General features: G+C 37.4%; 11 protein-coding genes. All 11 read right to left on the bottom strand.

What is annotated here, in order from left to right:
• Positions 1-189: 189 nt before the first annotated feature.
• The 11 genes from FFX44_RS09725 to FFX44_RS09775 all read right to left on the bottom strand — a co-directional run bounded on the left by FFX44_RS09725 (position 190) and on the right by FFX44_RS09775 (position 13,027).
• A complete protein-coding gene (locus FFX44_RS09725; RefSeq protein WP_289980455.1) occupies positions 190-1,650 on the bottom strand; it encodes a glycoside hydrolase family 1 protein in 1,461 nt (486 codons plus the stop codon).
• Positions 1,651-3,087, bottom strand: a complete 1,437-nt coding sequence (locus FFX44_RS09730; protein WP_289980457.1) for a 6-phospho-beta-glucosidase — start codon at positions 3,085-3,087, stop codon at positions 1,651-1,653.
• Positions 3,088-3,109: 22 nt separating this feature from the next.
• Positions 3,110-5,065, bottom strand: coding sequence for a beta-glucoside-specific PTS transporter subunit IIABC (locus FFX44_RS09735; protein WP_289980459.1), 1,956 nt, complete (start codon positions 5,063-5,065; stop codon positions 3,110-3,112).
• 127 nt (positions 5,066-5,192) lie between these two features.
• Positions 5,193-6,041, bottom strand: coding sequence for a PRD domain-containing protein (locus tag FFX44_RS09740; RefSeq protein ID WP_289980461.1), 849 nt, complete (start codon positions 6,039-6,041; stop codon positions 5,193-5,195).
• A gap of 158 nt (positions 6,042-6,199) precedes the next feature.
• Positions 6,200-7,003 (bottom strand): tryptophan synthase subunit alpha, encoded by an 804-nt coding sequence (gene trpA, locus FFX44_RS09745; protein WP_289980464.1) that lies wholly within the window; start codon positions 7,001-7,003, stop codon positions 6,200-6,202.
• Positions 6,996-8,201, bottom strand: a complete 1,206-nt coding sequence (gene trpB, locus FFX44_RS09750) for a tryptophan synthase subunit beta (RefSeq protein WP_289980466.1) — start codon at positions 8,199-8,201, stop codon at positions 6,996-6,998. Before trpB ends, trpA begins: the two co-directional genes overlap by 8 nt.
• Complete coding sequence (locus FFX44_RS09755; protein WP_289980467.1) at positions 8,179-8,772, bottom strand: phosphoribosylanthranilate isomerase; 594 nt, start codon at positions 8,770-8,772, stop codon at positions 8,179-8,181. The genes trpB and FFX44_RS09755 overlap by 23 nt, the downstream gene beginning before the upstream one ends.
• A gap of 3 nt (positions 8,773-8,775) precedes the next feature.
• Positions 8,776-9,558 carry an indole-3-glycerol phosphate synthase TrpC gene (gene trpC, locus FFX44_RS09760; RefSeq protein WP_289980469.1) on the bottom strand — a complete coding sequence of 261 codons (783 nt, stop codon included), beginning with the start codon at positions 9,556-9,558 and terminating at the stop codon, positions 8,776-8,778.
• On the bottom strand, positions 9,555-10,580 hold the full coding sequence (trpD, locus tag FFX44_RS09765; RefSeq protein WP_289980509.1) for an anthranilate phosphoribosyltransferase: 1,026 nt from the start codon (positions 10,578-10,580) through the stop codon (positions 9,555-9,557). Before trpD ends, trpC begins: the two co-directional genes overlap by 4 nt.
• Positions 10,581-10,989: 409 nt before the next feature.
• A complete protein-coding gene (locus tag FFX44_RS09770; RefSeq protein WP_289980470.1) occupies positions 10,990-11,562 on the bottom strand; it encodes an aminodeoxychorismate/anthranilate synthase component II in 573 nt (190 codons plus the stop codon).
• Positions 11,543-13,027, bottom strand: coding sequence for an anthranilate synthase component I family protein (locus tag FFX44_RS09775; RefSeq protein ID WP_289980474.1), 1,485 nt, complete (start codon positions 13,025-13,027; stop codon positions 11,543-11,545). The genes FFX44_RS09770 and FFX44_RS09775 overlap by 20 nt, the downstream gene beginning before the upstream one ends.
• Positions 13,028-13,347 lie beyond the last annotated feature (320 nt).

Below are 13,347 nucleotides of genomic sequence, written 5' to 3' on the forward strand. Positions count from 1 at the left end.
TCACTGTATAAATCCTAAATCTAGAATTCAAATCTTGTCTTATGAAATCTGTTTATTCGTAATAAATAAAGGAACTGCGCCAAATTATACTTTTGAAGTGCACATAGTAGTTAGACAAAAATCTAATTATTATGCGGCACTTCATTTTTGGCGTAATTCCTTTATTTTAATCTTATAATTTATAATTAATTATAGTTTTTCACCATTCGTTGCAATGACTTCCTTGAACCAATAAAATGAGTCTTTACGAATTCTCTCTAAACTACCATTGCCGTCATCATCTTGGTCAACATAGATGAAGCCGTAGCGTTTCGACATTTCAGATGTAGAGGCACTAATTAAATCGATTGGCCCCCAAGATGTATACCCCAGCAACTCAACCCCGTCTTTTATTGCTTCTTTCATCTCAACAAGATGCTTACGCAAATAATCTATCCGGTAATCATCATGAATTTTTTTATCTGACGTCAATTCATCAATCGCTCCAAGACCATTTTCTACAATAAATAATGGAACTTGATAGCGATCCCATAGTTCATTCAAAGAAACTCTGAGCCCGACTGGATCAATTTGCCACCCCCACTCACTAGAAGCTAAATATGGATTAGTTTCTCCAAGCGCAAAGTTTCCTGTTGACTTAGTAATATCATCAGCATCCGATGTGACAGTTGACATGTAATAACTAAAGCTCAAAAAGTCGACCTTTCCTTGTTTCAATGTTTCTTCATCATCTGCTGCAAAATCCAATTCAATTCCATTTTCATAGAAATAGCGATTCATAAACCTAGGATATTCGCCTCGTACTTGGACGTCAGTGAAGAAGAGGTTCAATTGGTCTTGCAATTGAGCAGCTCGGACATCATTAGGTGCGGGTGTCTTAGGATATGTTTGCATCCTTGCGAGCATTGATCCAATTTTTGCTTCAGGGTCAATTTCATGACACTGTAACACAGCCAATGCACTCGCGATAAATTGGTGATGCAAAGACTGATAGCGTAACTGCATCTTTTGTTCAATGGGTAGTTCTTCATCAAGAGCCCCAGTTCCATTAAATCCCCAAACGGCTGCATTAATTTCATTGAACGTCAGCCAATATTTTACTTGTCCTTTATAACGCTCAAACAGTACCTTTGTGAATTTTGTGAATTCAGTAATCGTTTTTCGTGCTGCCCAACCATTATTTTTTAAAGTTAATCCAAGCGGCATTTCATAATGTGAGATCGTCACAACCGGTTCTATTCCATATTTTTTACAAGCTTCAAAAACATGATCATAGAATAAAAGTCCTTTTTCATTTGGCTCATTTTCATCACCATTGGGGAAAATTCTACTCCAAGCAATTGACAAACGATAGGCTTTAAAACCCATTTCTGCAAAAAGTTTGATATCTTCTTCATAATGATGATAGAAATCAATTCCGCGTCGCTTAGGATAGGTTGACGTACTTGAATCCGCGATAGCTTCTTTTAATGATTGTTTAGTTACCTCATTCAGCGTAAAATTTTTACGACTAGTTGCTCGCTTAACTACTTCGGCTGTTGAAATTCCCTTACTATCAATATTCCAAGCACCTTCTACCTGATTAGCAGCCGTCGCTCCACCCCACAAAAAATTTGTTGGAAACCCACTAGGAACATTCTTACTATACATTTAAACATCCTCCTCTAATAAATACTTACCATTTGTATTTATAACTTTTTGATACCAATAAAATGAATCCTTTTTCAATCTTTGCAATGAGCCTTCGCCCTTATCGCTTCTGTCAACATATACATAGCCATAGCGTTTAGACATCTCACCGCTTCCAGCCGAAACTAAATCAATACACCCCCAACTAGTGTATCCAAGACACTCGACACCATCATCAATTGCAGCACCTAGTGCACGCAAATTCTCTCTTAGATAATCAATTCGGTATTGATCATGAATTTCATTCCTAGAAGTGACTACATCTTTTTCCCCTAAACCATTTTCAACTATAAAAAGCGGCTTTTGATAACGATCATAAATTTGATTCATCGTTATCCGTAATCCCAGTCCATCAGTCTGCCACCCCCACGAACTCGTCTTTAGATATGGATTTTTGAGCGATGCAAAAATATTGCCTGCCGTTTTCCCCATCACATTAGGATCCGCACTTGTTAACCTTGAAGAGTAGTAGCTAAAAGAGATAAAATCCACAGTATTTTCACGTAAAATTTGCTTGTCATTTTCTAACCATTTCAATTCAACTTTTTTCTCTTTGAATATTTTATCCACATAGCTTGGATAATATCCTCGAGACTGGACATCAGTAAAGAAATATCCTTCACGGTCAGCTTCTAACGCTGCCCATATATCTTTTGGATTACATGTATATGGATATGTTTGTCCTGCAGCTAACATACAGCCGACTTGATTTTCTTTATCTACTTCATGTGCTAATTTTGTTGCAAGTGCAGAAGCAACTAGCTGATGATGAGCGGCCTGATATTTCAGTTGTTCTGGGTTTTCAGCATCGTTTACATCAAGACCGCCACCTAAAAACGGGATATGCAGTATCATATTGATTTCATTAAAGGTCAACCAGTACTTTACTTGACCCTTATAGTGTTTAAAAAGGATCTCGCAATATTTCAAATATAAATTGACTAACCTCCGATCAGCCCAACCATTGTATTTCTCAAATAAGGCCAGCGGTGTATCAAAATGATTAATAGTTACCAAAGGCTCAATTTTGTATTTCCGACATTCTGCAAAAATCTCATCATAGAATTTCAATCCTTCTTCATTAGGTTTTTCATCATCACCATTAGGGAAAATTCTTGGCCAGCTGATTGACATTCGATATACCTTAAAACCCATTTCAGCGAACAATTTGATATCCTCACGAAAATGGTGATAAAAGTCAACTGATTCATGACTTGGATAATATCGATACTTTGTAGTTAATGCCTGCTTAGGATTGAATAATGCATCATTTCTTTTTTCGGCTTTTGCGGGTAAGATATCAACTAATGATAATCCCTTACCATCAGTCAAGTGTGCCCCTTCATATTGATTGGCTGCCGTTGCTCCACCCCATAGAAAATCATCTGGAAATTTCATTCTTTTACCTTCCTTCATTAAATCATAGTAGCTCCAGCAGAGCTTCACTCTTGGTAATTTCACTCTTATTAGATATTATCCTTACCTCATGATAATTTTTTGAATTTGTAACAACCAATGGCGTGATAACACTGTACCCTGCCGCTTTAATTGACTCAATATCAAATTTAACAAGTGGTGTTCCTAAATCCACCTGTTCTCCTTGTTTCACAAGCATCTTAAAGCCTTCGCCTTCAAGATTAACAGTATCCATTCCGATATGCATTAATAATTCTGCACCGTCTACCGTCTTCAACCCTACTGCATGTCCAGTAGGAAAGGCTAAGACAACCTCACCAGCGGCAGGAGCATAAATCATTCCTTCTGTCGGCTCGATTGCAATCCCCTTTCCCATTGCTCCAGAAGCAAAAACCTTATCATCTATCTCGGCTAATTGGATTAACTTACCAGAAAGTGGGCTTGCTAAAGTTGTCGCTTTATTGAAGATTATTTCAGTGTCGCTTTCAGTTGCCATTGAATCAGTTTGAGAGACCGTTGCTGCTGTCGTAGCCACAGTCTCAGGTTCAATATCAACATAATTCTTACCAAAGATAATTTGCAGGACGAATCCAAGTATTACAGCGACAATTGCTGCGATAATCGAACCATAAAAGGCCATGTCAATTCCTGTCTTGGAATTAATATAACTTGGAAAAGCAAAGATTCCTAATCCACCATAGATGTAGGTCTTCGTACCAAAGAATCCAAGTAGTCCACCACCTACAGCGGCAGCAATACAACTTAAAATAAATGGTCGTTTTCTTGGAAGTGAGAGTCCATAGATTGCAGGCTCTGTCACCCCAAAAATTCCTGAAATAACCGCTGGAATTCCAATACTACGTGTTTTTTTATTTTTTGTCTGAAGAGTCATTGCAAGTACAACACCTGTTTGTGCAAATGATGCTGCAAAAGAAAGAACCACGATTGGATCAAACCCTTTAGAAGCAAGATTAGTCAACATAACTGCAACAAATCCCCAATGAAGACCAAACATAACAAATACTTGCCATAGTGCCCCCATTAATACTCCTGCAAAGATAGGACTAAAGTTATAAATCGCAACTGTAATGTCTGAGACTGCTGTACTTAACCAAGTTGCAATCGGTCCAATTACGATAAATGTCACAGGTAAAGTAATAATCAAGGTAACAAAAGGTACCAAGAATGTTTTAACAACATCTGGAATAATTTTTTTAGCCCATTTTTCAATATGTGAAGCAAACCATATTGCTAAAATAATTGGAATAACTGAAGAAGTATAATCCATCATAATTACTGGAATTCCAAAGAAAGTTGTATGGATATCAGAAGCAAAAAAAGTTCCTTTAAATAAAGTATATAGAATTGTTTTACTGCTATTTATTGCAACTATATCTGGGTAACATAGCACTGCACCAATTGCCATCCCCACGAACTTATCAACTTTAAACTTATTAGCCGAAGTGTAACCAAGAATAACTGGGAAGAAATAGAAGAAAGCATCTCCAATCGCATGTAATATCAAATAACTACCCGAAGTTGAAGTAATCCAGCCGAATGCGACAAACATCGCTGTAAAGCCCTTGATCATTCCTGCTGCACACAATGGCCCTAGAATAGGAGTAAATATACCTGAAACTAAATCAATAAAGCGATCCAACAAGCTCATATTGGACTTTTCGCCATAATCATCTGGTACAGAACCACCATCTTGAAATCCTCCAACTTTAATTAAATCATCATAAACATCTGCCACATGATTACCAATCACAACCTGATATTGGCCACCAGATTGGACAACCGTAATGACACCATCTGTTGCTTTTAACAGTTCTGTTTTCGTTTTTCCTTCATCTTTTAATTTAAATCTTAATCGTGTAGTACAATGAACCACACTATTAACATTTTCTTTACCGCCAACTCCTTGAATAATTTTATTACTGAGATCTTCATATTTCATTTTTATCATCTCCTGAATTTAAAATAAAAACCCAGCTAACTCTACAATACTTCTCCCAATTAGGATAAAGTAACTTGCAAAGTCTCTGGGTTAATGCCTGCTTGACCAGTAACACACCAAAATACTTTTATTCTTTTTTTAACCGATGGGCCACGCGCCAAATATGTAAAGTTAAATAAACTTTGTCATCTGGTTGCAGTTTCCATTTTGTTTCCTTTTGCAGATAATTATCAATTCGTTCAGTTGTTTCATATGCAAGTGGATATTTCAATTGCATTAACTTCAGCAGTGCGGGATCTAATTCACTTGCTGCCAGACTTGTTTTACTGACTCTTTGAACCATCAATGCACGTAGATGTGTAACAAATCGACTATAATTAAAAGATTCTGTATCTAATGTCAGATGAAATTGGTACTGTATAATATCAATAATTCCAGAAATCAACTTTGTAATTTTAATTGTATCTTGCAGTCTTGAACCATCCATACTTGCATTCACAAAATGATACGTCATAAATACGACTTCATTTTTTTGTAATTGAACATGTACTTGTTGGTTTATCAAGGTAATTGCTTTCTTTGCTGCTTGATATTCCTCGTTGAATAACTTACTGATTTCCCAAATAACTGTTCCATCGCTAATTTCGATTCCTTCATAAGCTCTTTTTAGAGAAAAATCAATATGATCTGCAAGAACAAAATACTGATAATCGTTAAACTTAATTCCCAACAATGGTTCAACCAATTCAATAACTTTTGTGGTTAATTCTAATGATTGCGCCTCAATTTCTTTAAAACTTTCAATATCCAAACTATTCTTTTCAGCAGTCACAAAGCGGCGTTCAACCCTCCCTTCATCAATTAGCATTCCTTGTTTCTTGCCAAAACCTACACCATTACCAATTACAATCCATTCAGTTCCCTGATCATCTTCAACTAGAGCAGCATTATTATTAAAATTCTTAATAAATTTCATAATCACTTCCTCCAGAAACTAAGTATTAAAAAAACCCGCTCTAGACAGTTATTTTATAATAACTAGTCTAAAAGTGGGTTAATGCCTGATCGAATCAGTAACACGCTCTGCTTTATGTGATTATAATACCAGCGATTGTAAGCGTTGTCAACGGATTTTTATAAATTCTTTTCTCTATCTCCTTTATGGATAGCTGCACCCATTTGCCTAGTGTATCCCGTAATTTTTTCAATCGTCACTGCTGTATTTTCTGCAATTATTTTAACGATTGCTGACCCAACTATTACACCATCTGCAATAGCTGCGATTTTGGCTGCCTGCTCGGGTGTATGGATTCCAAAGCCTACTGCAATTGGGGCATCAGTTGACTTTCGAATTGCAGTAATCATATCTTCCAAATTAGAATCAAGCTGGCTCCTAACCCCAGTAACTCCCATTGAAGAAACTACGTATACGAAGCCTGTAGTTTCTTGCACAATTTGTGGAATTCGATCTCCCGAAGTCGGAGCTACCAACGGAATTAATGCACATTGGTATTTAAGCGTAAAAGGTAATACTTCTGAACGTTCTTCCATTGGCAAATCTGGTATGATTACCCCATCTATTCCTACTTGTTTGCATTTAGAAAAGAAACGGTCATAACCGTACTTGAAGATATTATTCAAGTAAACTAACAAAACTAGAGATACATCGCTTTTCTTTCGGACCTCACCAACCAATTCGAAAACCTTAGTCGTTGTGATTCCTGTTGCGAAAGCTCGCAAATCAGCATCTTGAATAACTGGACCGTCTGCAACTGGATCACTGAATGGTACGCCAACTTCAATAACATCTGCTCCACCTGCAGCCAATGCTAAAATTGCTGCAACAGACTTTTCAAAAGTCGGATCACCTGCTGTAACAAATCCAATAAATGCCTTATGCTGGTTAGTAAAGGCTGCTCTTAATCTCTTCTCAGTCATAAATTTTCTCTCCTCTATATCTCGCAATTGCCGCGACATCTTTGTCTCCTCGTCCTGAAAGATTGCAGACAATAATCTGATCTTTTTTCATCTGCGGTGCAAGCTTCATCACATAGGCAACTGCATGACAACTTTCAATCGCTGCAATGATACCCTCTTGACGTGCTATATATTCAAAAGCTGCAACTGCTTCGTCATCAGTGATTCCAACATATTCAGCCCGTTTAGTATCTGCTAAGGCTGCATGTTGCGGCCCAATTCCAGGATAATCAAGCCCTGCTGAGATTGAATATACTTCATCAATTTGACCATCTTCATTTTGCAGAAACTTTGATTTCATACCATGAAAGATTCCCACGCTCCCACGCTCAATTGTTGCTGCATGCTGTTGTGTATTAACACCTTTGCCTGCTGCCTCACAACCGATTAACCTTACAGTAGGCTCAGAAATAAAATGATAGAACGCTCCCATTGCATTACTTCCACCACCAACACATGCAACTACTGCGTCAGGTAATTTACCTGTTTTATCTTGCAATTGTTGTTTGATTTCTTTACTAATAATGGACTGAAAATCACTAACCATTGTTGGGAATGGATATGGACCCATTACAGAACCAATCACATAATGAGTATCATTGGTCCTTTTGCTCCATTCTTGCATTGCCGCATTAACCGCATCTTTCAAGGTTCCCGTCCCAGTTGTAATTGAATTGACCTTCGCCCCTAAGAGCTTCATGCGATAGACATTCAATGCCTGTCTCTTTGTATCCACTTGACCCATAAAGATTTCACATTCCATCCCCATAAGTGCAGCAATAGTTGCTGTAGCTACTCCATGCTGTCCCGCACCAGTTTCGGCAATTACTCTAGTTTTACCCATTTTTTTTGCTAAAAGTATCTGTCCAATCACATTATTTATTTTGTGTGAACCAGTATGATTTAGATCTTCACGCTTAAAATAAATCTGTGCACCACCAAGATCATTAGTCATTTTTTCTGCATAATACAATAATGATGGTCGATTAGCATAGTTTTTCAACAAATCCATCATTTCTGCCTGAAAATCAGAGTTGTTTCGGTAATATTCATATGCTTTTGCCAACTTAGCGACTTCACTCATCAAGGTTTCCGGGATATATTGCCCTCCGTATTCACCAAAGCGCCCATTTATTTTACTCGTTTTCTTTGTCTGCATCTCTAACACTCCTTATAAATTCAGCTATTTTATTATTATCTTTTTGTCCATTTATCTCTACTCCAGAACTAACATCTACGATTTCTGGATGCAACCGCGAGATAGCCTCACCCACATTATTCGCATTTAACCCCCCTGCAATCATAAACGGATGTCCTTTTGCGTCAATCTGATTCCAATCAGCCAGTTGCCCCGAACCTGGTATTCTTGAATCAAACATCAAATAATCTACTTTTTCCAATGATTTTGTCAGACTATTTACTATTTGAAAAATCAACATGCCTTTATTTTTAAGATTATTGACTTCTGCGTTCGTAATTTCGGTATGCAATTGAACCCCTTGGATTACCTTTTGTTTGACCAGTTTTTCAACGGTCTGCTCGTCAAAGACTGTAAAAACACCAATTGTTTTGATACAAGGCAAAAGCTGCTCACGAATTCTTTTCGCTTGTTCAATGCTGACTTCGCGTGAACTTTTAGCAAAAACAAAGCCTACATAGTCTGGAAGAGTCTGATTTAAAATTGCCACTGTTTTTAAATCTTTAATCCCGCAAATCTTTATTCCTGTCATCTGCTATCCTTTCATATTTAAAATCGTATCTTTTTTGTTTCGCGCCCGCATTAGATACTCTCCTACTAAAATGCCATTAATGCGTGCATTATTTTGCAAGTAAGTTACATCTTGCTGATTTTGAATCCCACTTTCCGAAATCACTAGTTGTTTCGCTGGGACCAAAACACTCAGTCTGCAAGTGGTGCCTAAGTCCACCTTAAAATTAGTCAAATCCCGATTGTTAATTCCAATGATTTCAGCATTCGCAGCTAATGCGCGTGTCAGTTCAGAGTAATTATGGACTTCTACAATTGCGACCATTCCCAAATCATGTGTCAATTCCAAATAGTCATTTAACTGTTCATCACTGAGAATTGCCACAATCAATAAAATGATTGCTGCGCCCACAAGTCGAGCTTCATAAATCATATATGGATCAATCACAAAATCTTTCCGTAGAATTGGTAATTTACTTTCTTTGGCTATTTCTTTTAGATATTCTAGCTTTCCGTGAAAATATTTTTCTTCCGTCAATACAGATATCGCACTGACTCCTGCAGCTTGGTATTCTTTAGCAATCTGTAAATAAGGAAACTCATTAACGATTGTGCCCTTTGACGGGGATGCTTGTTTTATTTCTGCAATTATACTTAGCTCCGTATCCTGTAAATTTTGTTTAAAAGAGTGCGCAAGATCATGATTATTCATCTGCTTACTAAGTTTTTTTATTTCCTCAAATTTAATTTTTTGTTTACGCAAGCTAAGACGTTCAGCTGTTGTCGCAACTAAGTCATCCAAAATCATACAATTACCTCGTTATCATTTGTCATCTTAACAAAATCATTCAACTTAGCTAATGCTAGTTTGCTATCTATTGCTTTTTTGGCTTCACGGACTCCTTCGAAAAAGTCAACCTCGGGATGTGCAACATGAATTGCAGCTGCAGCATTTAAAAGTACAATCTCACTCTTTGGCCCATGTGCACCGTTTAAAATTGCACGCGTAATTTTGGCATTTTCTTGCGGAGTTCCTCCAATTAATTCTTGTTTTGTACAACTATGAAAACCAAATTGTTCTGGTGTCAATTCATAATTTTTTATTTCTTTTTTATTGAATTCCGCTACCTTAGTCGGACCAGTTAGTGTAATCTCATCTAATCCATCAGTTCCATGAACAATCATCCCAGAACTGGCCCCTAGTCGCTGCATTACTTCAGGCATAACCTTAAGTAATTGTTCATCATACACACCCATCAATTGCATCTTTGCTCCTGCGGGATTAGCAAGCGGTCCTAATATATTAAAAATTGTTCTAAAAGCTAATTCCTTACGAACCGTTGCAACATAACGCATCGCTTGATGGTACTCTTGTGCAAATAAAAAACATATCCCAATTTTATCCAGGATTTCAGTTGATTTTGCAGGATTAATACTTATTTTTGCTCCCAGTGCTTCTAATACATCTGCCGCACCACTCAAAGATGTGGCCGCTCTGTTGCCATGCTTTGTCACTGGTATCCCGGTTGCCGAAACAACAAATGCCGTTGTTGTAGAAATATTAAATGTGTGTGCATTATCCCCGCCAGTTCCTACAATTTCAAGTGTTTCTTGTTGACTTGAATCAAAATGAAGTGCGTGCTCTCTCATTGATTGGGCTGCTCCTGCAATTTCAGCAATTGTTTCCTTTTTTTGCGCTAACGCTGTTAAAAGTGCAGCAATCTGAATGTCTGTAGCTCGCCCTGCCATTATTTCATCTGTCGCCTGATTCATTTCCTCGTAACTCAAATTACTACCAGCAATAATTTTTTTGATTGCTTCTTTTATCATGTTTACATCCTCCTTAAGAATTGTTTCTGTAAGTTCAAGTTCATATCCCAAAAGAATCTGCCAACGAAATTCTTTCATTTTTTTACCCCTTTCTCTAAAAAATCCGCCCGTAACAGTCACCTGCTAAGGACGGATTTTTCGCGGTACCACCTTAGTTTGTAGCTTAATAGACAGTTAGTCACTGTTCAAATAAACTACACTCTTACAGGATGCAATCACACCCCTGATAACTGACGCGTATCTTACGTTGCGGAGTACTCACATTTTCATGCTTTAACCGCACCCTCAGTGGTCCATTTAATAGCCTGCGTTCAACCGGACTCGCAGCATCGCCGGTTCTCTGCATGTGCACAACTATCTTGATCTCCACTTCATTGGTTTGTATGGATAAATATTTTATTTTTGCTAATTAAACTTTTAAAAAGTTCTGAATAATTGTATTTCCAACTACGCTATCCGTCATAATTGATTCTGGATGGTATTGAATCGCATATATGTGTTTTCGACTATCTGAGAAAGACATTAATTCATTATCACTTGAAACACTTGTAATCTTAAAATTCGCGGGTAATTGTTGATAATCTGCGATTAACGAATGATATCTTGCTGCTTGAAACTTTTGAGGAACCCCATTTAAAATTTCGTCAACATATTTTACTTTGATGGTGTCAACTTTTCCATGCATCAATTTAGGAGCAAGAACAACAGCGGTATTAAAAGCTACTGCAATGACCTCTAGTCCCATACAAACACCAAGTATCGGAATCCTACCAGCGAATTTATTAACGATCCCCACACAATTGCCTGCATCACTCGGGCGACCTGGACCCGGAGAGATAATGATGTGTTTCGGCTTTAATCTCTCAATTGCAGCACAATCAATTTCATCATTTTTTTTCACAATAATATCAGTTGTAAACTGACCAATTTGTTGATATAGATTATAGGTAAAGCTATCATAATTATCGATTAGTAATTCCATCTATTTCACCTCTTGTACTGGCTTGGGTTAATGCATTTCTTACTGACCTTGCCTTATTCAGACATTCCTGATATTCATTTTTAGCAATACTATCCGCCACAATCCCCGCTCCTGTGTGTAAAATACCTTTCTGACCATTTCGATGTAACAAGCGGATTCCAATTGCCTGATCAATCTCACCTGAAAAACTCAGATAACCAAAACTACCACCATAAATGCCGCGTTTAAAATGCTCTAATTCATTAATAATTTGAATTGCCCTGACTTTAGGTGCTCCCGACAAGGTTCCTGCTGGGAAAACAGCATCTAAGATATCTAATGCACTTTTTTCTGGTAATACCTGACTTTTAATAACAGATGCCAAGTGAACAACAGTTGCAAACTTTTCTAAAAAAGCATGCTTTGTAACCTGAATTGTTCCAAATTTACTTATTTGTCCAAGATCATTTCTCCCAAGGTCAACTAACATATTATGCTCAGCTAATTCTTTTGCACTGTCTAATAATTCCGCACAGTTTTTCTGGTTTTTTACGTTATCAGTTGTTAACTTTCGGGTTCCTGCCAAAGGATAGCTTGCAAGTTCCTTGCCTTGTCTGGTAATCAATGTTTCAGGAGACGCCGCCACAGCAGCAAATCTTCCCTGTTTAAAATAAAAATGATAAGCATGCGGTTCATCTATCATTAACCTCTCTAAAAGTGGTAATAGATCTCCCGTTAAGTTTATTTCTTGCGGATTAGACATAATCAATTGAAAAATATCTCCTGCTGCAATCTGCTTCTTTGCACTTTGAACCTTATTCGCATATTCAACTTCATTGAAGTGCATTCGAAAATCACTCATTAGTCTCAATTGTGGGATCTCATAGGTTTGTCTTATTCGTGCAAATACACTTGCTCTAAATTTTTCAAGTTCTTCTTTTGCTTGCTCATAATTAACTTCCAAATCTTCGACTGAAATACTGACAATCAGACTCATCTCGTTTTTATCATGATCATAAGCAACTAACTTGTTACAGCAGAACAAGCCGATATCTTGTATATTATCTGGATTAGCATGCTGAAAACTAATATGTTTTTGATAATATTTAGTATATTCATATGAGAAATAACCTATTAATCCACCAGTAAATGGTGGAAGACCTGGAACAACGGGCTGCTTATATTTTTTTAAGATTTCCTCCAAATAATCATGTGGATTTACTTCTTCTATTATTTTGTTCCCCTGATTATCACTATCGGTTAACACACCATCTAAAACCGTAATCCTTCGTGTTGGCTCAATTACAAAATAACTATAATTTCCAAGTGCATGATTCCCGCCCGAAAAATAAACTGTATCTTCATCGTGTGCCAAGGACAATAACAATTGTTCTTCTTCATTCTTTGTTAAAGGTACCTTCATAGCAACCGGCACAAAATTATAAGATGCTGCAATCCTTTTTAACTCATCAATTTTAGGAAACATCTTATCACTCCTTTCTAAAAATCCACAAAAAAATCCGCCCATAACAGTCACCTGCTAAGGACGGATTTTCCGCGGTACCACCTTAATTCGTAGCTCAAAAAACAGTTAGTCACTGTTCAATAAACCACACTCTTTACGAGGTGCAATCACACCCCTGATAACTGACGCATATCTTACGTTGCGGAGTACTCACATTTTCATGCTTTAACCGCACCCTCAGTGGTCCATTTAATAGCCTGCGTTCAACCGGACTCGCAGCATCGCCGGTTCTCTGCATGTGCACAACTATCTTGATCTCCACTTCATTGGTTTGTATGGAC

It is taken from the genome of Lactobacillus sp. UCMA15818, from assembly GCF_030400225.1.
Classification (GTDB): Bacteria; Bacillota; Bacilli; order Lactobacillales; family Lactobacillaceae; genus Liquorilactobacillus.

Bases quoted from the DNA above. Each gene is read 5' to 3' on its own strand.
- FFX44_RS09725 (WP_289980455.1), bottom strand. From the start codon at position 1,650: ATGTATAGTAAGAATGTTCCTAGTGGGTTTCCAACAAATTTTTTGTGG.
- FFX44_RS09730 (WP_289980457.1), bottom strand. From the start codon at position 3,087: ATGAAATTTCCAGATGATTTTCTATGGGGTGGAGCAACGGCAGCCAAT.
- FFX44_RS09735 (WP_289980459.1), bottom strand. From the start codon at position 5,065: ATGAAATATGAAGATCTCAGTAATAAAATTATTCAAGGAGTTGGCGGT.
- FFX44_RS09740 (WP_289980461.1), bottom strand. From the start codon at position 6,041: ATGAAATTTATTAAGAATTTTAATAATAATGCTGCTCTAGTTGAAGAT.
- trpA (WP_289980464.1), bottom strand. From the start codon at position 7,003: ATGACTGAGAAGAGATTAAGAGCAGCCTTTACTAACCAGCATAAGGCA.
- trpB (WP_289980466.1), bottom strand. From the start codon at position 8,201: ATGCAGACAAAGAAAACGAGTAAAATAAATGGGCGCTTTGGTGAATAC.
- FFX44_RS09755 (WP_289980467.1), bottom strand. From the start codon at position 8,772: ATGACAGGAATAAAGATTTGCGGGATTAAAGATTTAAAAACAGTGGCA.
- trpC (WP_289980469.1), bottom strand. From the start codon at position 9,558: ATGATTTTGGATGACTTAGTTGCGACAACAGCTGAACGTCTTAGCTTG.
- trpD (WP_289980509.1), bottom strand. From the start codon at position 10,580: ATGATAAAAGAAGCAATCAAAAAAATTATTGCTGGTAGTAATTTGAGT.
- FFX44_RS09770 (WP_289980470.1), bottom strand. From the start codon at position 11,562: ATGGAATTACTAATCGATAATTATGATAGCTTTACCTATAATCTATAT.
- FFX44_RS09775 (WP_289980474.1), bottom strand. From the start codon at position 13,027: ATGTTTCCTAAAATTGATGAGTTAAAAAGGATTGCAGCATCTTATAAT.